We start from the raw sequence: 23,142 nt of genomic DNA, 5'->3' as shown, positions 1-23,142 counted from the left end.
GACTTTTTGACCTTTTCTGGTTTTAAATCAGCGATTAATTAACCTCTCCTCCTGTCATAAAAACCTCATTTGAGAATAAATTTCGGTGGGCTTATCAATCAAGCCCGCCAGAGCATGTCTCATGCCGAAATTTTACCATAAACACTTAGTTACAAACAGGTTAATCTGTAATTTTCTCTCTTAACTTAACGGCATTGTCTCTAGAGAGCGGCAAATTCGAGATCATGAATATCTAGACTGAAGTAGGTCTCTCTTTATCTTCCTGGCAGAGAAAATACTTCAGAAGTCTGATATTTTTTGAAAAAGGTTCCAGGTTGTTCCTGCTCTTTCTAACTCATATGTTAGGGAGATACATCCAATTATCGTCTAAATGCCTTTTGCAATGGCGTATTTGACAATCTACCCTTTGAACAGAAGCATTTTTATAGATTGTCAATAATTAAAACATTTATAGACGCAAGCTTTATAAACCCAATAACAGCTTTTTAGTACTCGAAAAACAACATGAAATATTTAGGTCATTTCCATATTTAAAACCTCGTTCTTAAACTACTTTCTGGTTATTTTATGCACCCCTTCCTTGCTGGTGTCCCTGATAAAATGTCATGGGTGTGAATGAAATTTGACTGTGCCGCTAATTTCGTCCCTTGAGCTTCCCTCTTAGGACTTAGCGCCTCCAGTCGAATCGAATACTTATTACTTTGACCCGCATATGAAATGGTCTATTTGGTAAGGACTTCAAGCGTATCTTGTGAATTTAGACTTTAGGTTTTTATCTAAATCTTCAACTGTTGCATTTACGCGCCTATTTTCATTTGCAAAAAAGACACTAGGGTGAATACCTTTTCATTTCATTATCGAGATGAGTTTATCAAGAATTTCATCTACGGAAAAAAATCTTTGTCTATTATTTAATTAATCACCAGTTGCGCATATCTCATGCATGCTCTTTCTCCGGCCATAAGGGAATTACAAGATTCCCATTGCTCGCCTCGGACATACCCTGCCCATAGTCGTATAATGCCCAAAGTCCTCTCCAACAAACGACTTTTCTGACAAAGCGGCTGTGTTGTTTTGGAGCGGGCAGTACGAGAACTCCTTCTGTTTTTTTCTTGCTTATTCAATCTACCGTTTTATATTATTTCGCCACACAGTCATCCAGCTTATGCTGGCTTTTTTGATCACTTCTGTTTTAAAGGTGAGCGTGCTCATGACCATTTCCTTTGGCGTTTTTTCCAACGCGTTTATGAGAAAAATCTTTGCTTGACGGATTTCAAATGTGGCTTTTCTTCTTGGATGCAACCTCATTCATTTCCTGTTTTATCCAATCTCTGTCCGCGGAAGATACCTTCTCATCATTAGCTAAATCTTTCAAACTCTATTCTCGGTTTTGTCTATCTGCATGATTTTACCTGAATCGGTCCCGTTTCCCTGACGGGTTTTTGGAGCAACCGAAAAAGGAAAGGTGCGAGGACTTCCGGGGCTGGGCTCAACTCAAGCACACACCTGGTCGGGAAACCAGGAGCCGACTAGCACAATCAATAGGCGGTCGTTACTGGCTAGGCAGAATAATGCAAAGTGTTTAAAGATGATTAAATGTGTCGTTCTGAACATGAAAGCGCGTTGTCGGCAGGAGTGACGAGCGGTGCGTATAAAACGGGTCGAGTATAGGGGGAATGGCTCGCGCAATTTCATGTGGCGTTCGAAAAAGCCCACATCCGCGGTAATGACACCAGATAGCTCGAAGCCATAGTAGAACCGTTCATTGTGGTGCAAACTGAAATTGGCTTGCCATTTTCAGAACGTGCCTTCGCCTGGTCGCCCCTAAAACAAAAAAAGGCCGCGGCTGCTCAGGTCCATTTGGCGCGTTGCGCCTTGTGAGGCACAAACATCCGAAGAAGGTTCCTGAACATAAATTTAATTCAGCCGCGGCAAAAAGCTACCTTGTTAAACATTGCTCATGGTTGTTTGCCGGGACCTACCCGGCTACCTGGGTTCCATCAGCATGAAGCCCAGTCATGGATTCGCGAGGTTACCCTCTGGGTTGAAAGGTCGAATACATGGCTTCCGTTCGGGAAAGCCAATCTGATCGTCATCGCGGTTACTCACCGAAGAACGATGAGCATGCTGACCCTCGGACAGCAAAAAAGTTTCAGCCATGATTCCCCATGTCGATTTTTTTTTTAAGTTTGGTTGGTGCGAGGCCACTCTCGGCAGTCTTCGACCCAAGTAGCACGGTAGCCTGCTTGAGAAATTAAGCCCCCACGGGTCATGGTACAGTGACAACTCATCCGCTGAGCAATTCCCGTTGGCGTTCTCACCTGATAGGCTCCATTAGGAATATGTGAGCGAGAGATCCCCGTTTAACGTCCTCGTTCCAGACTGCAACGTAGACCCAATCCTTGACCTAGACGGCGAGCGCACAACGTTTGTCGCGTACCTCAATGATTGCTTCAGGAAGAAAGGTTTTCGTAACTTTGTGGATTGTGGACAACCCGAGTTGCCAGAAATGCTTGGTGACGACCTTCTAGCGATATGAATGAGTTGAGCACGTCCGTGTTCGACCGGATCCTAAAGTGGGTCGGGGATGGTTACTAACCACACGCTCTTCGTGGCGGCCTGCTTTTCTTCACTTGGTACAGACTCTCGTCAGCTTTCGCGACAAGCTCTTTGGGTTTGGCCGTATTGGGGAACGAGAGCGTGTGAATGCCTAGAGACAAATTGACTTGGAAATTCAGATTGTTCGAGTGGTTTAATGCTTCCAAGCGATCTGAAATTAAACTGGCGACAACCTGGGTTCCATCCTTGCTCGTTTCGGGAAGTAGGCAAGCGAACTCGTCCCCGCCAATTCGACAAACGACATCCGACTGGCGGCGCACCGAGTTTTTCAGGGTTTTTGCCACTTCAACGATGCAATCATCCCCTGCTGGGTGCCCATAAGTATCATTGATTCCTTTGAAATAATCGATGTCGGCAAGAATCAGGCTTAACGGCTTTGAGCTACGTGAAGCGCGAACCCACTCGGTTCGAAGGTGGTTCTCGAAACATCGCCGGTTTCCGATCGCTGTCAAGGTGTCCTCCATCGACAATGAGGCGAGCTGTTTTTGGTATCTGGCCAAGGCCACGTGGTTCTTGATTCGAGCAAGGGTCAGTTTCACGTTGACCGGTTTGATCAGGTAGTCAATCCCACCAACTTCCAGGCCGCGCAGCTCCTCGTCTTCCTCATCTTGGATGGTTACAAAGATGATGGGAATGTTGGATAGGAAGGCGTCTTTCTTGATTTCCGCGCACACTTGATAACCCGAAATGTCCGGTAAATTCACGTCCAGCAAAATGAGATCCGGTACCTGAACTTTTGCTAATTCTATTGCTTGAGTACCATTTACAGCCGAATAAAGACGGTAGTGGTTTTTAAGAAGGTGCGTCATCGTTTTTAGGGCTACGGGGCAATCATCCACGATCAAAATCTTTGGTTTTGGAGATTGGGTCACTTCTCCCTCCTTATAAGTGAGTCGAGCGCTTCGCTTGTGCCGGTTCATCTTCACTGGGTGAATGGATGTTTGCTCTTGTTGGTGATGCCGCAATTGAGGACCAGAAACTCATTACCGCCTGAAAGACTTGAATGGAGGCGCTCATGCTCTTGGGCTTTTCGATAAATGCGCTGGCACGAGCCCTGTGGGCCTCCACGACAGTTTGGTGATCATGTTGTCCGCTGATAATGATGACCGGAATAAGCGCTCCCACTTGTGTTGACCGGATCAGCTTAAGGGTGTCCTCGCCAGAAAATTCGGGCATGTTCCAATCGAGGAGAATGAGCTGTGGCGTGGGAAATTCAGACCGGTCATTGTATGGTATTTCATGCTCAAGGTATAAATCCACATGGCGACCCGCTGTCAGGTAATCAAATGAAAATGGACGGTTGCCCCGCCTTAAATATTTTTGGGTGAGGAAGATGTCTTCCACATCGTCGTCGATCATTAAAACGTTAAATTGGGATTCCACGAGATCCTAGCCCTTGGTTTGGATTTGCAAGAATGCGTGTTTGAAAAGCAGGGCAAGTGTGTTGACCCGTTTTTCACAACCGTATCGGTGGTCAAGGGTGAGAACCTGAAAAACGTGGCGGGTTGGTGCCAGAGTCATTCGGATCAGGCTTGGAATCGCTGCCGATGCTTCGACACCCAGGAGGCGCCGAGGAAAGCAAATGGCGAAGTCAAAAAAGAGAGATCGTACTCCCAAGCAGAACAAGAATGTGCGGGCGCAGATCCAGTTGAATGACGAGCAGTACGTCGCTCGACTGCTCGTTTTGCTGGAAGCCCGCGAGGCTCAATACGACAACCAAAACGTCTACTTTGACTTGGGCGGCGGGGAGCGCCAGCAAATCGTGAAAGCCGAGTTTGACCTTGTGGCACGCCGGGAAGGCATCCCTGTCGTGGTTCATCCGGTAAAAGGGAAGCGAACGCTTGCTTTTGTGTTTCCGCCTCGCTCCCGGCCGAAGCCAAGGGTGATTGTTCGCGGCCCTGACGGCGAGATAAAATTTCAGTCTGATTCTGGCTAGCGTGACTTACACCAAAATGAAATGCCTATCCATACAGTTGCACCGGCCTTGGCGACGTTGTCTTGGGGTAGCTCTGAAGCGTAGGTTTTTTGGCTTCTATTTGGGGACCGCTATGGTAGATTGGCCTGGCGCTAGCACCCCGGTGGCCGAATTTCTGCTCCGTCGCCAGCAGGTAATTGGAGAAGTCCATGATGAAGCTTTGTGAATACGCACCGAAACACTTGTCGGATATTCGCGACTTTGCCGAGGTGCCGGCATCTGAGGCCAAAGCTTTATCAGCGACCCTGGATCAGCTAATGGATCATTTGCGAGATTATCGATTTAAGCAATCAGCGGCGCGCCATGGTAGTGCCGCCCCGGTCAGCTCGAATCATCTAAAAGAACAGTTGACCAGTCTTGAAACCTGGTTCCGGCAGGTGATGCCGAGCAAGCGAGCGGTGCTGGGTTTTGATGAGCGGGAAATCGCGCGGTTAATAAACGATGGCGAATTGTCAAAGCCAAAACGTATTGAGAAATTAGAAAACGTCCTTTTTGAAATCGAGGATCGCGTTGTCTGTCTGGATCTCAAGCTCTCCGCAAGCCGAAACGCGCTAGGCCATCTGAAATGTTCGACGCGATATCTGTCAGACGTTGCACTTTACGGAGTGCTCCTCGCAATCGCTCAGGACCCAAAGTCGCTCGAGTTGCTGCTCAAATTGCCACCAGAAAAGGACCCTCTTCAGGATCGTGTAGCCTAGCCGGTAATTTGGGGACGATTTTCGTCTGTCAAGGCGCATCCTTCCGGTTGGCATGGCGGGCACAGAATAGGAGTCCTGTGCCTGCCACACCGGGTTGAAGCGCAATGGTTAGGTTTTTGGTTCAGTTGGATTTTTGTATTTTGCCGGAATCTGAACCCCGGCTTTTTCGGCCTTCTTGATGATTCGCTGAATCCGACCTTCAAAGCCTGAATCGGTTCCATCATGCACCCCGAACCGAATGGCGCGGCGGCTCAATTTGATGGCCTCTTCAAACTCACCGTCCTCTGTCAAAAGGATGGCTAGCTGCTTGAACGTCGAGACGGAAGACACAAATCCAATGTCTCGGCTAATGATGGGCTTTATCTTTGAAAACAAGTTGACGTGCCTGAACCCGATCTCGCGGCAGATTTTTCGCATCTCTGGTTCTTGGCGCTTTTTGTAGGTTTGGTTCACGATGGTCATGAACAAGAAGTGTTTGTCGTTCAGGGGTGAATCACTGTCAAGTGCGTTTATCATCCAGGCCAGGTCCCCAGAGTTTTGCGCATTGGCTGCTTCACTTCCCCAATCGGTTACCGGAGGCATTTTGACAAACTGAACAGTGCTGGTGTTGCCGTGGTGTCGCACTGGTTTTATTTGCTGGTTTTCGGCCAGGCGTTGGATCGCTTTGAAAATGAGCCGTATCACTAGTGCTTCACCTATAGGCCGTCGAACCAATCAACGTCGATGGTCACCTGCTCGACCATCTCCGTCATTACGCCAAGCTCCAGTTCCTTGAGACGCTCGGCGAGCTGTTCGCCGTCGACCAGGTCAATCAATGGAACGCCGTCGCGGATTGCTTCCTCGATGGCGCTTGTTGTGAAGCTGCCGGTGGTGATGATTAGCCCGTGGTTGCCGCGCCCGAGCATCGCACCGCGGAAATCGCGGACTTGCGACTTCGTTACGGGCTCAAGCGTGTGCTTGACCTGAAAGAAGACTTTGGCGCTGACCAAGGGATTCAAGCGCAACGTGCCATTGCCTTCGATGCTGCCGTCCTCGGCCCGGCCGTCGACGTTGAGTTGGATGAAACCTGATTCCCGAAGTAGCCGCTGAGCCAAGCGCGCGAAGGCTTCGGCTGAGAAGGTGTCCTCGTGTAGGATCTCGTGCAGCTTCGTCTGCCAGGTGGTGGATTCTTCCTCGCTTACTTCCGCGACCAGGCCAGTGTCCGGCGTGTTGCTTTGGTCAGCTTCGGGGCTCCCTTGGTTTGTCGACATGCGCCTTACTGAAGCCGCGACCTCCTCCGGGTTGACGGGATATGCCTTTCGCCCGGTGGGCGTCAACGTCCATACGCCGAATGTGGATCCGTCCATGTAGCCCATATCAACCAGGTACTTTCTTGCCCAACCGAGCCTGTTGCTGAATTTGGTTTGGGCACCGGACTTCAGGAGAACCGAGGTGACTTCTTCATCATAGCCTTGCTGCTCAATGACTTTTTGGCGTGCTTCCCTGACTTCGGCCGATCCGCCGAGTTCTACCAAGGCCTTGATGAGCGGGTTCATGAGTTCCTTAAAGTTCGGGATCTGTTGCGTGACTGAGTTTTCCAAGTGAGACCTCAAATTAAATGAATTCGGTATCGACAAAGAAACGGTAGACCGAGACATGCCGCGCTTGCGCGACGTCTCATGTTGGGTCTAAACAAGATAGGCTGCCATAATACGGCAGCCTATCGGTTGTGTCAAAGGGTCATGGGATCAGAAATGCAGCAGGTGTTTAAACCTGCATACCCTCAATTAGCCCACTCCCCCCGGTTTGTCTTTGATCGGCGGAACGTCCGGCGCGCCCCCGGTGCCACCACTGCTTATTGAAGGTGTATTGGGTGGGTATCCCATATCTGAAAGGACCATATTTAATCGATTCGAGTTGTCTGGGGTCAAACTTTGTGGCTTTTCTGCAGAGTCGAGTTCCGTAACAGCTAGAAAGCCTTTCCCCAAAGCTTTTGAAATCCCTTCTGGTGAAATCGATACTTGATCCGAAAAAAATATCAGCGGCGATGGAACCAGCTTGCGCAGGTTTTTCTTGTTTTTCTGAGGATTGGAATACTTTTGGGAGGGTGTCAAAGGAATTAGAGTCAATTTTCATAAAGTGCCTCATCGGTGATTAAGCTGGATATCGCCATATGTGTTTGGTTTTAAGGGTTGCCGTCTCCGTTCCCGGTCAAGGGCTCATCAGGAGGGATTGCATCTTGAGTGTTCAGCGGCTGAGAATCAAATAGCTCGGACGCTCTTTCAGATATCGAGGCACTATCTGTGTCAGCGTCGACCTTCTGAGCTTCATTTACCGAGGCCGTTGCCGATGCCTGAGTTGCTTGTGCCTGATATAGGCTTTGTGACCTGTAGCTAGCAATTCCAGTATCAATTCTCATTCGCGACTCCTTAAGTCTAAAAATGTTCTCGAGCCAGCTCGATAAACGAGCGCCTTTGTATGACACTATTTTTGAGTAAGCCTTTGCTTGAACCCTCTTCAAGTGCAACAGGTGGCAGGCCCATTCTTTCGGCCCAAAGCATTTCGTAGCCTTGCAACTGAAACAGAAGGGCTCGGTCTTTAGTTTCTACAGCGTATTCTTGTGCAAGCCTTAGGTGCCTGTATGCGTCTTCAAGCTTGTTGTCTGATACACATAAAAGGGCAAGTGTGGCGTGGTAGTAGGCCGTTTGGCTTTTTGCCCCTTCTGCGAGAGAAATATGTAAGGATTTGTCAGCGTGCACGGTCGCAGTTCCGGGATCTCCAACTAGAAAAAAGTAAAGCGCTTTAAAAAAGGAAATCCGGCTTTCGCTTGTGTTGACATCAAGGTTTTCAGCTTTTGTAATCATTTCAAGCATTGATTCGGCATCTTGGGAATAGAACAAACAATGGGCCATTGATAGGTATACTCGCCGGAGGTCAGAAGCGTACTTAGTGTCAATAAGGAACTCTTCAGCTAACGTCAGGTGATGAAAGGCGTTTTCAAACTCACCTCTGTTTAGAAATGCTATTGCCATACCTTGGTTCGCCCTTGCCTGCCATATGGGTTCCGGGAAAGCAACTAAGTGATCAAAGAATGGCTGAATTTTTTCCGTATCCATCTTGGGGTCATATGCCCCTTTCCACAACATCTTGTAAACAAGATCTGGGCTGGTATTCTTTTGAAGTGAAATGTAATCTGATTTTTCTAAAGAGGATGGGCCTTCATTTCGCCACCGTTCTTCAAGTTCTTTTAATTGGCTATCCATCTCATGATGCCATAGAACGCTTGCGAAAGCTGCACTCACTAAAAAACCTGCGATAAACATCGTTGAATAGTTTAAGATCTTGCTTTTGGTTTGAATTACTTTTTGTGGCATATGTTTAGTGAATTTTGACAAAACCTTTTCCGTGAGTGGCTTTCTTTTTGTCTGGGAGGCGCCTTGGCCAAGAGAACCAACATGGTCTACAGTATTTACTTTTTGCACGAGCGGATGGTTGGGAGCCAGTTCGGGATTTTCTATTTCTGAAGGGACTGCCTGATTGCCTGGAAAAAGATCTTTATTGAACTCTTTACGGTTTTCCTTTTCGCGCTCTATTAGATCTAGCAGCTCATCAATATTCCTGGTTGGCTTTTCTCCGAGGTATCGAGCTGCAAAGTAGGCGTATTGTGCTCCCAGGTAGAGCTTCATTCCGTTTTTCTTTCCGCCGTACTCGAGCGTTGCGATTGGCCGTATCGCTCGCTCGATTTTTATGGCTTGCGCGTCACCTGGGGAGAGGCCTCTCAGCACATTGTCTGATCGACTCTTCATGAAGCGGGCCAGGAAAGATTGAACAACCTTCCGGTTTGCCAATTCTTCTTTCTCGCTCTCGGGAACCCTAGGATCTAGCTGCCAATGCTCAAACACGTTGCCTGTCGAGTAGACCAGCTCAGGCACCAGCAGCAGTAAATTCCGGTCGTAAACTCCCTTTTGGCTATCCGACGCTTGGGTTTCTTGTTTCGATTGAGACCCTTCCGACATGAAATCCTCCAATATTGATTAAGTAAGGAAGGAAAGTTCCGTCTCGGCGAGCGACCCATAAAGTCGCTTGAGCAATCGCCGCTACCCTCGTGGAACCTCATACGGCTCGGAGTGCAACCGTTCCTTATGGCTTGAGTAAAAACTCTCGAATTGTCGGAATATTCTAATTGAGCGTTCTTTCGCAGTCAACGAGATCCCAAGGCAGGAGCCCTTTGCTGTAGCTGTGTTTCAGTGAAACAAGAACCTCGTCTGTTTACGCCGGAAGCGCTCGTTACGCGGATCGAAGAGATCACGACCCTCCTAGCTTACAAGGTGTTCCATGGAAAATTCAATATTCTGATCGTAACTAACTGGAAGTGATTTTGTTAACGTGTTCTCGCTCACTCGACTGGGTTGTCTACGGAATATCGTGATTGGATTTGGAATATCGCGGAATATGAATTAGTCTTCGGTTTTTTGGCTTTGGAAGTTGTGCTTCTCGAGATGGAAAATCGGTATTCCATGGCTCTGCTCGCTGGTTTTGTAGCTGCGTATTTAGTTGGGTCCGAGGCCTTGGTGTCATTTTCTATGCGGGTGATTGATTGCCCCGCAAACAAAATCTTTGTCCAGCGGAAGAGGCGGCACAGGTTGCCGAAAAGTGGTTGCAGGCTTGGCTTAATAGCTAGAAACAAAAACCTTCCAGTTTGGAAGTGGCCGTTTCTTGATGGGAAGTATTGATATTCTTTATATTCCAAAAGTATATTCCAGAGACACTAACGCAAAAGTCGCTTTTTACACTTGAAACCCTATTCGTTTCGAGTTACAACTTGTCCCCAGGTTAGGTAAAGGTACTCAGGATATCTTGTTACGTAATGCATACATTCTAATGATTAAAAGCCCGCAGGTGAAATCCTCAAAAGGAGGCATTGGATGTTCCAGCTACTACTACCAAAGAGAAAGAATTCTCGTTTGACCAAGTTAACTATTGAAACAGCCTCATCACTTTGCACTGCAGAAAAGAAGACAAAATCAAGTGATGTACCGTTTTTAAGCCAAGTGCCTCCGTTTTTTATGTTGGCAGATGGAGAAGGTCAGGAGGATCATGGTGAGCTGGCCGCCGCGCTCGCTACTCGCTACATGCAAAAATGTCTTGAGGATGCATGGTCTGACGACTATCAGTGGCGATGGCCGCTGAACTGGGGCACTCCACCTGAAAATGTAAACGCTGATGCACCTGAAATCCTTTTAAACCATGCGCGAAACTTGACGCATGAATACCTACTACAGTTCAAGAGTAAGCATAAGAAATGGAGCGATATTTCGGCTGCTTTGACCACCGCGTTTATCGTTGGAAACACACTTTATGCTTCTCATACCGGATCAAATCGAATCTATCTCAGTCGAAAGAAAGATTTCCAGTGTATTTCTACGGAAGCATCCGGTGCCATGCTTGGCGATGCACAATCACATATTGATTCCCTTGAAAACGCGGACAAAAGGAAACCGCCTTTCTTGCTTAAGAAGCGCCTTGTCCACGGAGATCGAATTCTGCTTTGCACGAAAGGCATCAGTGCTCTGACGAATCAGGAGATTCATGCCGTCATCGCAGAAAAAGGGTTAAGCGCGGATGAAACGGCCGACAGCCTGATCAAGGCGGTGCGCGCCAAAAAGCCGCCTGAAGATACGGCAGTCGTGGTAGTCCTCGTGGCTCGCGGAGGCGGCCGGTGACACGGACGACCGAAACGATCACGATTGGGAAGCTCGGACCGTCGGATTTGGACACCAATGAAGTCCTTCAAATGAAAGGCACTTATCGCCTTGCCGATGTTTGCCGCTTTTTATTCATTAAACCAGAACAGTTCCGCAACCAAGCGAAGAAGTGCACGGAATCGAGGCGCGTGATGGGGATCTTCTACCACCAGCCGGAGAACACTTACCTTGTCGAAATGCCTGTTTTTTCCCAATGGCTCGCCGACCTTTGGCTTGGTACAGATTCCTGAGCGCGAAAACTTTGCTCTAAAACGTCCTAAACCGGAAACCCCGGCACACGGCTGCATCTTTCCGCGTGCCGATGACGCCTGCCCTCACGCAAACCACCTCCATTTCGAATCCGTGATCTTAACGGCTGAAGTGATGTCCACCCTGAATCACTAAAGCCATTCACCCGTTCGCAATCTGATAATCGACATTTGAACTCCAGCGATTGGCTTCCAAGGCTTGATCGCATTTTGGTCGCAGCCGTCCTTGAGGTGGCTTTCCAGCGACCTCGTTCCCATGGACATGTATGGGATCGAGTCGTGTGCTGCCATTGTGCTGCGACCGCTTTTTGAAAGGATCCAAGCGTGACCCAAAAACATGTTTTTGATGAGGACGAACGGAAGCGGATTAACGTGCAGAGTGACTGGTCCGCCGAGACGCTGCTCGAGCAGGTCGGCATAGCCAAGTTGAAGGACGTGGTCAAAATCCTACCGGTCAAAAGGAGCGATGTCCTGCGGGCCTATCACCGGTTGGAAAAGGCCGGTTTAAACCCTTATCGGGTGATGGGGGTTCGGATGTTGTGGAACAACTGGATTGTTCGCATGGTGGTGTTTGCGCCCTATTACCGGGCAAACCTGACACCGAAATTCAAGAAGGTGGATCCAAGCTGGGATAGCGAGGCGCTCCTGCGTCAAACCGGCACCTTCTTGTTGTCCGAAGTGTCCCACTTGACGCCATTCAGTTCCCATCAGCTTCGCCATCAATCCCTATTGCTTGAAGATCCTCGCGCGGTGATGGGGGTCTACAAGAATCCTGACCTGAACCGTTATCTCGTAGACATCCCGGTGTTTCGTCAATGGCTCAAGAAACTATGGGAAAACGGCGGCACCTTCGTGCCAGAGCAAAGCCCTTCTAAGGATGACGCCCCATGAATGGCTTTGCCCTGGTATGAGATTGCCTGCTCACAACTAGGAATGCTACTCCAGCCTTGTTGACAGCCGAGGGGCTTGGCTGTTCCTTACGTCCTAAATCCCAATATCCGGTCCTTAACGATCAACTTGTTCGGTTGGTACCGAGCAAAACGCGCCGAGTCCCATCCGGCGCCGGCGACCTGAATCATTTTGAGAATTCAGGGAAGCTTTTTCGCGGCTGAAGTCCGATTCACGTTCCCGAGCAGGGGCATCCTCTCTGCCTCAAGGCACCTTGCTCACGAGCCCGAAACGGAGCGGCCACAAAGTTCTCAGTGCGACTTCTAACTGAACACAGATGACCGATGCAACAAACTCCTTAGGTCCCTTTTTGTTCAGTTGACCGGCTGCCGTTTGCTAATGGCAGCCGGGTTTCCAATTGCAATCTCCTCGACCGCGCCCGGTTTGGCACTTCGAATCTGCATTATGCAGTTTTGGATCGCTGATTGAGCCCGGCAAGCAATGCCGGGCGCGGATTTTTTTATCCATTTTGTCGGCCCTACCTGCCGACTGAAAGAGAGTCACAGAATGAAATGGCCGAAATTCCGGCAGCCGTGGTTGCAAAGTGATCAACCCTCCACCACGGACCCCTTCACGATTGATGTGTTTGGCGTTACCGCGCGCGGGCTTGTACGGAGACAAAATCAGGACGACTTTTACGTCAGCGAAGCGCCGCCCTTTTTCATGGTTGCCGATGGACTGGGCGGGCTGCAAGAGGGCGCTGTCGCGAGTTACCTTGCGGTTCAGCGCGCTACTGAAACCCTTACGCTTGCTTGGGATAAGAATCGCTGGGCGTGGCATCCCTACATGGGTCCCCGCCCGGATAGCAACCCATCGGGCATCCCAGAGTTGATTGTGGGAAAGGCCTTTCATCGAGCGCACTTCGACCTTCTCGCGGTGACCGGCCGCTCGCAAATGATCACCGACATGGGGACCACCTTGTGCCTGGCGCTTTTGGATGACCGGCGAATTGTTTATGGAAACCTGGGTGATTCGAGGGTTTACCTGCTGCGAGATCGCAAGCTGCGGTGTCTGACGGTTGATGACACGGAAGCAATGCCCCTTCTTCAACGCGGGGAAATCAGCAAGCAAGCCTACGAAAGCCATCCTTTGCGCAACACCCTCACCAAGCGGCTGGGTGGCCCAGAATCGCATCTTCCCTCGGTGAAAGCCCTGGAATTACAAAGCGGCGACATGATCCTGCTCTGCACGGACGGCTTATACGGGATGATCCAGGAAGAACGGATTCGCGTTGTTTTGTTAAACGAGGGGCATGACGCCAAGTGGAAGGCGAATCAGTTGTTGATGCTGGCTGAGCTTGCCGGAGGAGAAGACAACATCTCGGTCGTTGTTGCTCATCTGACATAAAGTACGAAGAAAGAGGTGTTTTTCAAAAAACATCCAGAAGAATGGATATTTCTTTACCGGCTTTCGTCCATTTTTACGCTTAAGGGTATAGGTCCGATGAAGAACCATGTTCAATCAAACGAACAAGATTAAGTCAATACTATCAGAACGCTTCGGATGGTTTCGGGAAAAACTTTGAAAACCGAAACCAACCCATTTGTCCTTTTGCCCTGTCCTGTCCTTTTTTGACCTTCAGAACAGGCTTTTAAGCTTGAGTTGAACCCAGATCGCTGGGAGTCCTCGCACCTAATGATGTTGCCGCTTGCGACTGCAGGCTGCACCCATCTGTTGGAAATGTTGCCAACGAAACCCTATGGTTTCTTCATCTTATCTGATGGCTTTATTCCAACACTTCTCGTCCTTTAGACCTATCAAGATAAATACTAGCCCAATTAGGAGCAAATATGAGTTACGATTTCGCCTTCGAACATCGTTATGCCCTCTTGCGTCACGGTATATATGCCGGCTTCGCTTTGTGGGTCGGCCTATTCGCGCCGATTCATCTTTCAGCCCAGGATCCCGGATATCGGGTCACGATTGCCGGGGTCGGCCCAACAACCATCCACGGCTTTCAAGAATCCTTAGCCCTTGAGCCCTTGATTCAAACGGAGACCAATGACCGAAACTCGGTTCGTCCTTACGCGGTCGATGTCTCACCCGACGGCCAAACCGTTGCAGTGGTGACCGAGGATAACCATCAGTTCCTTCTTTTGGATCGGGCAACCTTACGCATTCAGCGTCGCTTGTCACTTTCCGGTGCCGGAATGGATGTGATGTTCCACCCGGACGGGTCGACCGTGTATGCGCTGAGTGAGGCGCCTTGGGGGCGGCCCTCTCAGCTCTTTATCTACAACCTGGTCGAGAACCAGTGGCGGTTCATGGATCTGCCACGCTTTTCACAGCCCGGCGATTTGATTTTGAGCCCCGACCAATCGACGGTGATCGTTCGCAATTCCGCGAATCTGTATTTCATCGACCCCAACGCGGCTACGGTGAACCAACTCACGCTGTTAACCTCGACGCGGGACTGGGTGTTCACACAAGATGGGCGAACCATGTATGTGAGCAACTTCGGTACCTCAACACACATGCCAGGGACGACGGTGACCAAGATCGACCTGGCGACACAGACGGTGGTTGCCGAGATCACGGTAAAGAAAAACCCTGGTGCCATGGCTCTTTCACCGGACGGCCGATGGCTGGCGGTAGCAACTTTTGATACTTACGGGACCACACGAGTAACAGGCCTTGTAATGTACATTGATACGCACACCGACGAGGTTCTGAGTCGCCCCTATCGCGCCAATTCCTTCATTGAGGAACTCCAATGGCTTCCCGGCAATCAGATGATGGTGTACCACGGCGACTCGTTTGGGCACTTATCGCTTCGGCTGCATGATCTGGCAGGCGGGCCGCTATGGATTGCCGATAGTGCGACGTTCATCGGCGCTAATGCAAGTTGGCGATTGTTTAAGCAGGCTTTGTTCAACCCCGCCGACAACATGATCTACGCCCGTTTTCAGGATGCCGTGATTGGGTTTAACCGCTTGAAAAGCAACCAGGCCTTGCGGTTCCCCATTGACCAACTGACGACCGGCATGGCGCTCAGCCCAGATGGTGAGCACCTGATCTTGACCAGTTCTTCGACAAGCAAAGATGAAGACAACCTGGTCATGTCCTTACCAACCAACAAATTCAAGCAAGTGCAGCAGCACCATTTCGACTACCGCCTTCATGCGTCCTACGTGAACAATCAGGATCAAACCTTGCTGTTTACCGAAAGCGGTAAGCGGTTTTATTGGGTAGAAGCAGATGCGCTGTGTCAGCTTTCCGAACAGCCGATGAGCAGCTACCTGACCAAGGTATATCGTACCCGCGATGAAAACCGGATCATCGGTTTGGATTCGGTCCAGGTAAGTTTCTTTGATAACCTGACCGGCCAAAAACTTCGCGATGTGCGGGTTGGCCGCTCCCCCAAAGACATGGTTGTCACGCCAAATGAGCAATTTGTCTTGGTGCCGAACAGTTCATCCGACACGGTGAGCTTGATCGATGCCGCCAGTCAGAACTTGGTGTCACACATTCCGGTGGGCGACTCCCCACGTGCGTTGGTGGCAAACGATTCGTTCGCTTACGTGCTCAACTATTCCGGCCGCTCATTAAGCGTCATCGACATTCAAGCCGCCTCGGTGGTTAGCACGATTCCGTTCAGTTACCGGCCTTCCATGATTCAAATGACGCCGGACGGCGAAACCTTGCTAGTCCTTCATTACAGCGACGGCCGTGTGAGTGCCATCGATGTCGCCACGGAGCAAGTTCGCCAGGAGTTCACCGTTCCAACACGTGTGACGCTTTTCCAGTTGAACCCTGCCGGGGATCGCCTCTTCCTTGGTGTGACCAGTCCTCGTGAAGTTCAACTCTTCGCCCAAAGCGAGACAACCGGCGAATGGTCTTTGATTCAAGAGCATTCCTTGGATATCTCGGCAAGCTTGGTCTCATTCACGCCCAATGGTGAACGGGTTTATGTCGGGGTTGACCTCGGCCGGAATGGCGATGGCGAGTTGCACATTTATGACGGCCGGAACTTCAACGCCCTGGCGAAGTTCCCCACCGTACCGGCTCCCAAGTACATCCACTTCAGTGAAGCAAGTGCTTCCGGTGGCGAGGCACTTGCCATTGCCGACCCCATCCTCAAAGGCCACTTGGTCGCATTGTATGACCTCGATTGCAATGAAGAATTGTCACTGGCCGAAGTTGAACACGTGACAGCAGTTGAGTTTCCCGCCGATCCCGAGTCTGCCGACCGGGTTACCAACCTTGCCGGATTAGAAGCGTTCCCGAACCTGGAGCGCGTCGTGCTCACCAACCACGGGATCACGGAAGTGGGCAGCCTGCCGGTGGGTTTGGTCGAATTGAACCTTTCCGGGAACCAACTCCTGGAAGTGGGCAGCCTGCCCGAAGGTTTGCGCATCCTTGACCTCTCCCGTAACCCGCTGGCGTCCATCAATGCGTTGCCCAGCACGTTGATCGCGGCGTTGTTTTCGCATACCGAGCTGACCGCGTTGCCGGCGATTCCCGAGGCACTGCGTATCTTGGTTTTAACCAACAGCCAGAACGCGGTGTTGCCAACGGCGCAGCTTTCCAACCTCTGGTGGCTCGGCCTTTCTGATTGGGATCAAAGCCAAATGCCGCAAGACCTCCAGCTCGACGCGCTTCGCTATCTCGACTTGGTTAACAACCGTTTCGGTCTGGTGCCGGATGTCGCCGCCATGCCGCGCTTGATCTATTTAGACCTCAGTCAAAACCCATTGTCTGACGGTGTTTGCGACCAAATCACGGATCTGGCGAACCAACGCCCCAATCTTGATATCGCGATTGGAAACCTCACCGACGACGGCCCGCGATGCAATGCGAGCAAACACTTCAAGCAGCGTCCAAACCTGGCCGTGCTGCTCCAACAGATTCGCAATGGAGGTTCCCTGTGAAACACTTATCCCTTTTGCTGCTTGCCCTGTTGGGCTGCCACGTCACGGCAACCGAACTGTTTCTTCGCCCTAAACCGAACGTGGCAGGCCATGATCCCGAGGCCCATGAAATTCGCATTCATGAACTGTCCGGCAACGGTGAGTTCTGGATTCAGGTGATGGCCGCCAATAATGCGGACCCTATCTCGGCCGCCCAGGTGGAGGTCGTGTACCCAGCCAACTGGATCCTCGTTGAGGGGCGCAACGCTACAGGTTCCGCGCCGTTAAGGACCGGCACAGAGCTTTCAGCAGAATATGTCGCTTTCTTGCCGAGCAATCCAGATGGCGAATACCAGGACACCTTGATCGACAACGCCCGTGGCAACTGGCGCGCGATGATGGTCATCGGTGATTTCCAAAGCCACATTCCGCCCTCGGCTGAACCGCAAGTTCTGTTCGAAATGCGCTTTCGCGCGGCAGGCTTGACCCAGGCACACTGCAGTTCGGCAAGTGGTTTGATCACGCTTCGGCCCGCCGCCATGGACCCGCTCTACGGCAGCATGGTGCTTAACCACCGCGGCGACATGCTCAACGTGGATTGGCAACGCAACCAACCGATTCAAGTCCTTCACGAAGGTGCGATGCACAAGGGCAACTTGACGCGCTACCTTCCCGGCGGTTCCGATCAAGTCGTTGATTTCGATGATCTCGCGGTCCTGTTCCGCTGCATGTCGACCAACCAACGCGGCTGCGGCCTAGCCGGTTTGAGTGAGGCCGCTTATCACCAGCTCACCGATATCGATTGCAGCGGTGGCGATCCTAACTGGTCGGATGTCAACGCGCTGCGTGAGCTTATCGACCGCGCGACCATGACGACCAACAAGCAAGGCAAGGCCTTGGTACTGAAACCAGAACAAGGTGCCTTCACCTTGAGCTTGGACGGCTATCCCCACGGCTTGGTGATTCAAGCACCGCGCGATGATCAAAACATCGAGCCCTTTTTGGCAGTGGTTGATGCGACGCCCGACTGGGACGCGTTGATCATGGACCAGCCCGATATGGGCCTGCTCGTGGTTTTAACCCCGCAATCCGGCAAAGCATCCGTCTCGAAACAGCTCTTCTGGACAGCCGAAAATGCCCGCGTCCTGCCCTTCACGCTGACCCCACTTCGCACCAACGTATCGTTATCAAATCAGGAGTAAGACCATGCGTTTATGGATTTATTTGGCCTTATTGCTTGCCGTCGGCATTCCGACGTTCGCTTCCAAAAAAGAAGCCGCAAACCCCTTTGAACCAAGCTTTCGAGCGCCTACCTCGCTTTATGAGCCAAGCCTTCACAAGGCACCGGGCGATATTGAAACCAGCCTGGATCGTCCCGAATTTGACTTAGAGCGCGCCTTCGATGGGTCCTCACCTAACGCAAGCATCGACCTCTACAGCGGCGCACTGATCATTCAAGCCCAAGACCTTCACTTGCCCGGCCCCTATGGCGTCAACCTGGAAATCAACCGCGATTTCAACGGCAAAGTCTACATTCCCCGCGCGGATGAGTTGCGCGTGAGGAAAGCCGATTCTTGGGTTGGTGTTGGTTGGTCGCTCAACTGGGGCGTTCTGAATCTTGAACCGACCTTCGTCGTGTTTGAGCTTTCAGGTTATCCGGCGCAACGGATGTTTTTGGCAACCGATGGGACTGGCACCGACCTGGCCGGGAACCCAACCCACGACTATCGCTTCCTTTCGCCAATCACGGGTGACCTGATTCGGCCTTACATGTCGAAGGACTTTTGGCGTGCCTGGCGCGAGCCTAGCCAGACCGAGGGCGACCCGATCTGGTACGTCCAGAATACGGACGGCAAGTTGTTCCAGATCGAGAAGGTCGATCACGCGGTCGGCACTTATGCCACCACGCGCATCTGGCACCCAAAATCGCCCAACACCGATATTCGCTTTGAATATCAAGACGGCTTTGTTCGCATCACACAACGTCCAGATTTTGAACGGACGACTGAAGTTTTGGTCCATGTCAACGAAGGGGCTCTTGCGTCGATTCGAGCTGGAAGCCGAACTTTGACCTATCAGGTCTCGCGTTGCGGCGGTACGCCGGAAGACCCAGAGGAACGTAACTGCCTGGCTGGTTTCATCAACGGTGAGGGTGAGCGGACCGAGTATGACTACGGTTCCCAGGTGGGTAACTGGGACGCGGAACTCGATAAGATCACCACGCCGATGGGCGGTGTTTACACTTACGATTATGCGGACCAGGAGTACTACCACTCCAACTCGGAAACGGGTTTGTACAATACCCGCGTGGTTCGCGGTTGGAAACGTGGCGATCAAGAGTGGGCCTACCAATACGAACACCCCACCGTCGATACGTACGACGATTCGCTGAATTTTTACACCTCGACGCGCGCTGTCCTAACCACGACGGTCGAAGGCCCCGAGGATGTTCGCCGTCAGCATGTGTTCTGGACTTATGGTGGCTCCGTGATCGATGGTGCGCGGTACACCACCTTTGCCCATGATGCAGGGCGTTTGATTCGCACCGCTGAATTTCACCAAGAAGTCTGGAACCTCAATGTCATCACGGGTGCGCAATATCGTCTGGTAACCGCATTAACTGAAAACGGCAACGAGCCTGCGATCTTTTTCACGCGCAGCATCAACCCGGAGGACGGCAAGGTCCCCTTTATTCCGCTTTCGGCCGGGTCGATCAATGCGTTCCTTCCGGCCGACGACATTTCGGCACCTGATGCCGGCGACCGAACCAATCCCATGCTTCTGAATCAAACGATTCTGCGCTTTGCGACCGAGGGCGAAACGCCTTTTGAAGAAGGCAGCACGGTCGTGTGGATCAGCGACCCCTACGGCCGCCCCGAGGAAGTGCTCGATATGCGCTTCAACCGGAAGGCCCCGGGCGAACGGCACATCAAACGAAACGAACTGAAGTACGAGACCACCGAGGCGCAAAAAACCAACAACCAGGTTTTCTTGGTTTCTGAAGACCGTTTGTACCACAACGGCCCTGATGATGACGACCAAGTCGTGGTAACGCAAAAAGCGTTTGAAGCGGGCACACCCGCAACCTTGGTTGAGCGTTCCTACAACGATTTCGGTGACCAAACAGAAATCACCACTCATGATTTGGTGACCGATCAGCAACACCGCGTTTTGACACCGGTCAATTATGAATCTTTCCAGGTTTCCATTGTTGAACCGTTCCGCGATGATATGCGGGTGCGCTACCGATCCGGGTTGCCGAGCATCGTTCAGGTACGTGACAGTGATACGTGGATCACCCTTCGCACCGCCGAGTACGACATCTACGGCAACATGGTGAGCTGGACCAACAGCCTGAACCAAACCTCTACCTTTGAATATGATCGGGCCGACCGCATTCGCTTCGAGCGTTATCCGTTGATGGAGGCCTCTGAAACCCGCTACACAATCCAAAACGGTGCTGTCGTCCGGCGTCAAGTCGGAACTTCCGGTCCTTGGGAGGAGCTTAGCTTTGATGTGTTCGGCCGCAAAACCGACCATCGAAAAAGCGAAATCCCCAACGCCCAGTTCACTTATGAATATGATGCACTTGACCGGTTGGTGAACCTAACCCATCCCAATGGCGGCATCGAAACCCGGAAATACGACACGCTGAACCGGATCACCGAACTCAAACGGACCCGCGATGACCGCGAAGAGATCCAGCGCTGGCAGTTCTGGGACGGCTTGAGCGTCATGCACACCGACGCGCAGGGAAATCAAACCTTCAAGCGCGATGACGGTGGCAGCGCGCCCGCGATGTTCTTTGATCAAACCGGCGCTCTCACCGAGATATATACCGATGCATTCGGTCGCGTTGTTCGCGTTGAACACGGCACCGCGGTGCGTACCCGAAAGTACAGCGGCCTCGGCCACTTGCTTGAGGAGTACCATCCCGAGACAGGCCTCCAAAAGCTGCAATACAACAGCGCCGGTGATGTGGCAGTGAGCCGGTACTTTTCCGATGCCGACCAGAGCAATGGGCCTCACAAGGTTCACCGTTTTGAGTATGACGGCCGGGGCCGAATTAAGCGGCAATACCCCGATTCCCAAGTGTCGAACCCTCCGTTTATCCGCTGGGAATACGATGATGAAAACCTGGTCTCGATCCACAACCAAGAAGCCGACGTGGTGTTCGACTACGATGGTGCCAACCGCTTGGCGGCGCGCCACTTCACGCTGCGACAAGCACATCGAAGCACCTTGACGACGCGGTATGGGTACACGCCCGAGGGGCACCTGGAATGGATGGAATATCCCTCCGGCTCGCGGGTGACACATGCTTTTGACAACGGAAAGCACCTTAGCGGCGCTTCTGTCTCCACGGCTTTTGGAACCGGCACCATGGTTGAAGACCTTGAGTACACACCCGGCTTAGGTCAATCACCGAATCCCGTGCCGCGCGCATGGAAACTTGGCAACCAAACCCAGGAAGACCGCTTCTTTGGTCCTTACGGCCGTCCTTTTGCGGAAGAGGTGAACCAAAACTGGGTCGGCGGGCAACGGGTGATTCGCAAAGTGCGGAAGTTTGACATCCTCGGCCGCGTGACCACGCACGAATCCTTTTCTGGTGAGGGTGATGTACCAAGCCAAGTGGCCGAATACGGCTACGACACACTTTCGCGATTGGTCCGTGCCGATTACCGTGACCAGCAAACCGGCCACGCCCAATTCGACGAGTTTTACTACGATCTCGACAACAACCTGCTGGCATACGGCGGCAACGGTGAAAACACGCCGATGCAGTACCCGGTGACGGCCGACTTCAACGAAGACGGCGAAATCAGCGTAGCCGACCTTCACGGCTTCACCTTTGGCGAGGTTGATAGCGGCAACGCGGAATTCTCGCGTGACCTGGACGGCGACGGCAAAGTGACCTTGCTTGACGCCGCCAAACAAGGCATCAACGTGGCGCCCTTCGCAACACCCGAGGAGCCGGTTACCAACCGCTTGGTCGGCTGGGAATTCACATTCGATGGCAACGTCTCACGAACGCCGGACGGCAAGCAGTACGCTTACAACACGTGGAACCAGCTCGTTGGTTTCGGTGCGAACGAGCGTCTGGCTTACGGTCCCGAAAGTAACCGCATCCTCGAATGGCGCGAAGGTGATTCCAGCAAGAAGCTCACGCTCTTCAGCGATTCCGGCGATCCCATCGCGGAATACCGCCTTGATGGTGGATCGCTGACCTTGACCAAAGAAACCTTCTATTTTGGTGGAAAACCGGTTGTATCGGACATCTACGAATCGGACGGTCCCGATTGTCACGAACGCGTTTGGTTCCATTCCGATTACCTTGGTTCGCCAACTGATTACACCGATGACTCCGGTTCCCTGGCGGGCTTCCAAAGCTTCGCGGCGTTCGGTCAGAAGTGGACATCCGACATGGAATGCGTTCCCGTTGGGCGCGGCTTTACCGGTCACCAAGGACTGGCGGACAGCGACTTAACCTGGATGAAGGCGCGGAGTTACTCGAACCGGTACGGCCGTTTTCTGCAGCCGGACCCGGTAACCATCACCTTGGGCCGTTTGGCTGATCCCGGAGAACTCAACCTCTACACCTACGTGGACAACAGTCCGACCCTAGCGGTTGACCCCAAAGGTGAGTGGGTCTGGCACGCGGCCGGTGCAGTCATTGGCGGCGGTGCCGATTTGACCGCTCAATTGATCACCAATGGCGGTGACTGGGACAAGGTTTCCTGGGCCAGTGTTGGTGGAAGCGCAGTCGCCGGAGCTTTCGGCGGCGGTGCGTTGAGGGCGACAGCCAAACTCGGCGGTTCGGTTCTGAAAGCCGTCGGTAAAGAGTTCACCAAGGAATTGGCCGGAAACGTTACCGAGGAAGTGATTCCGGTCCCCATTCCAGGGCGAAAACCCAAAAAGGGTCCCAAAAAAGGGTAAGCCTACCAACGAGGGTTCAGACGCAAAGCGTCGAGACGGCTACACTTCCTGGAAAAGGTTCAGGAGGTTGCTTTGGGAAAGCTAAGAATCGAGCCAAAACAGAAATCGCCGGGTTTCATTCGT

Annotated in this window: 16 protein-coding genes; 9 read left to right on the top strand and 7 right to left on the bottom strand. The window is 51.8% G+C overall.

Features of this window, described 5'->3' with window-relative positions:
* Positions 1–2,594: 2,594 nt before the first annotated feature.
* On the bottom strand, positions 2,595–3,491 hold the full coding sequence (locus J3U88_RS33440) for a diguanylate cyclase domain-containing protein (protein WP_207863571.1): 897 nt from the start codon (positions 3,489–3,491) through the stop codon (positions 2,595–2,597).
* 10 nt (positions 3,492–3,501) lie between these two features.
* Positions 3,502–4,002: a response regulator gene (locus J3U88_RS34875; RefSeq protein WP_207863570.1), complete on the bottom strand. Its 501-nt coding sequence runs from the start codon at positions 4,000–4,002 to the stop codon at positions 3,502–3,504.
* A gap of 199 nt (positions 4,003–4,201) precedes the next feature.
* On the opposite strand from J3U88_RS34875, the gene J3U88_RS33430 reads away from it, so the two are divergent.
* Positions 4,202–4,555 carry a hypothetical protein gene (locus J3U88_RS33430; protein ID WP_207863569.1) on the top strand — a complete coding sequence of 118 codons (354 nt, stop codon included), beginning with the start codon at positions 4,202–4,204 and terminating at the stop codon, positions 4,553–4,555.
* A gap of 188 nt (positions 4,556–4,743) precedes the next feature.
* The gene (locus tag J3U88_RS33425) at positions 4,744–5,292 is read left to right on the top strand and encodes a hypothetical protein (protein WP_207863568.1); all 549 of its coding nucleotides are present in this window, start codon (positions 4,744–4,746) and stop codon (positions 5,290–5,292) included.
* A 108-nt stretch (positions 5,293–5,400) separates the two neighbouring features.
* On the opposite strand, the gene J3U88_RS33420 is transcribed toward J3U88_RS33425, so the two are convergent.
* The 5 genes from J3U88_RS33420 to J3U88_RS33400 all read right to left on the bottom strand — a co-directional run bounded on the left by J3U88_RS33420 (position 5,401) and on the right by J3U88_RS33400 (position 9,287).
* Positions 5,401–5,976: a hypothetical protein gene (locus tag J3U88_RS33420; RefSeq protein ID WP_207863567.1), complete on the bottom strand. Its 576-nt coding sequence runs from the start codon at positions 5,974–5,976 to the stop codon at positions 5,401–5,403.
* 11 nt (positions 5,977–5,987) lie between these two features.
* The gene (locus J3U88_RS33415) at positions 5,988–6,872 is read right to left on the bottom strand and encodes a restriction endonuclease (protein ID WP_207863566.1); all 885 of its coding nucleotides are present in this window, start codon (positions 6,870–6,872) and stop codon (positions 5,988–5,990) included.
* Positions 6,873–7,038: 166 nt separating this feature from the next.
* Positions 7,039–7,407 carry a hypothetical protein gene (locus tag J3U88_RS33410; RefSeq protein ID WP_207863565.1) on the bottom strand — a complete coding sequence of 123 codons (369 nt, stop codon included), beginning with the start codon at positions 7,405–7,407 and terminating at the stop codon, positions 7,039–7,041.
* Positions 7,408–7,456: 49 nt separating this feature from the next.
* The gene (locus tag J3U88_RS33405; RefSeq protein ID WP_207863564.1) at positions 7,457–7,690 is read right to left on the bottom strand and encodes a hypothetical protein; all 234 of its coding nucleotides are present in this window, start codon (positions 7,688–7,690) and stop codon (positions 7,457–7,459) included.
* Between the two features lie 16 nt (positions 7,691–7,706).
* A complete protein-coding gene (locus J3U88_RS33400) occupies positions 7,707–9,287 on the bottom strand; it encodes a hypothetical protein (protein ID WP_207863563.1) in 1,581 nt (526 codons plus the stop codon).
* A gap of 909 nt (positions 9,288–10,196) precedes the next feature.
* On the opposite strand from J3U88_RS33400, the gene J3U88_RS33395 reads away from it, so the two are divergent.
* The 7 genes from J3U88_RS33395 to J3U88_RS33365 all read left to right on the top strand — a co-directional run bounded on the left by J3U88_RS33395 (position 10,197) and on the right by J3U88_RS33365 (position 23,019).
* Positions 10,197–10,994, top strand: a complete 798-nt coding sequence (locus tag J3U88_RS33395) for a PP2C family protein-serine/threonine phosphatase (protein ID WP_207863562.1) — start codon at positions 10,197–10,199, stop codon at positions 10,992–10,994.
* Entirely contained in the window at positions 10,991–11,266 is a 276-nt protein-coding gene (locus tag J3U88_RS33390; RefSeq protein ID WP_207863561.1) for a hypothetical protein, read from the top strand. The genes J3U88_RS33395 and J3U88_RS33390 overlap by 4 nt, the downstream gene beginning before the upstream one ends.
* 342 nt (positions 11,267–11,608) lie before the next feature.
* Positions 11,609–12,175, top strand: a complete 567-nt coding sequence (locus tag J3U88_RS33385; RefSeq protein ID WP_207863560.1) for a hypothetical protein — start codon at positions 11,609–11,611, stop codon at positions 12,173–12,175.
* A 564-nt stretch (positions 12,176–12,739) separates the two neighbouring features.
* A complete protein-coding gene (locus J3U88_RS33380; RefSeq protein ID WP_207863559.1) occupies positions 12,740–13,579 on the top strand; it encodes a PP2C family protein-serine/threonine phosphatase in 840 nt (279 codons plus the stop codon).
* A 443-nt stretch (positions 13,580–14,022) separates the two neighbouring features.
* Positions 14,023–17,103 (top strand): beta-propeller fold lactonase family protein, encoded by a 3,081-nt coding sequence (locus tag J3U88_RS33375; RefSeq protein ID WP_207863558.1) that lies wholly within the window; start codon positions 14,023–14,025, stop codon positions 17,101–17,103.
* On the top strand, positions 17,100–18,284 hold the full coding sequence (locus J3U88_RS33370; RefSeq protein WP_207863557.1) for a hypothetical protein: 1,185 nt from the start codon (positions 17,100–17,102) through the stop codon (positions 18,282–18,284). Before J3U88_RS33375 ends, J3U88_RS33370 begins: the two co-directional genes overlap by 4 nt.
* 4 nt (positions 18,285–18,288) lie before the next feature.
* On the top strand, positions 18,289–23,019 hold the full coding sequence (locus tag J3U88_RS33365) for an RHS repeat domain-containing protein (RefSeq protein ID WP_207863556.1): 4,731 nt from the start codon (positions 18,289–18,291) through the stop codon (positions 23,017–23,019).
* Positions 23,020–23,142 lie beyond the last annotated feature (123 nt).

Source organism: Acanthopleuribacter pedis, from assembly GCF_017377855.1.
GTDB lineage: Bacteria > Acidobacteriota > Holophagae > Acanthopleuribacterales > Acanthopleuribacteraceae > Acanthopleuribacter > Acanthopleuribacter pedis.
This window is presented reverse-complemented; position numbering and strand designations above follow the sequence as displayed.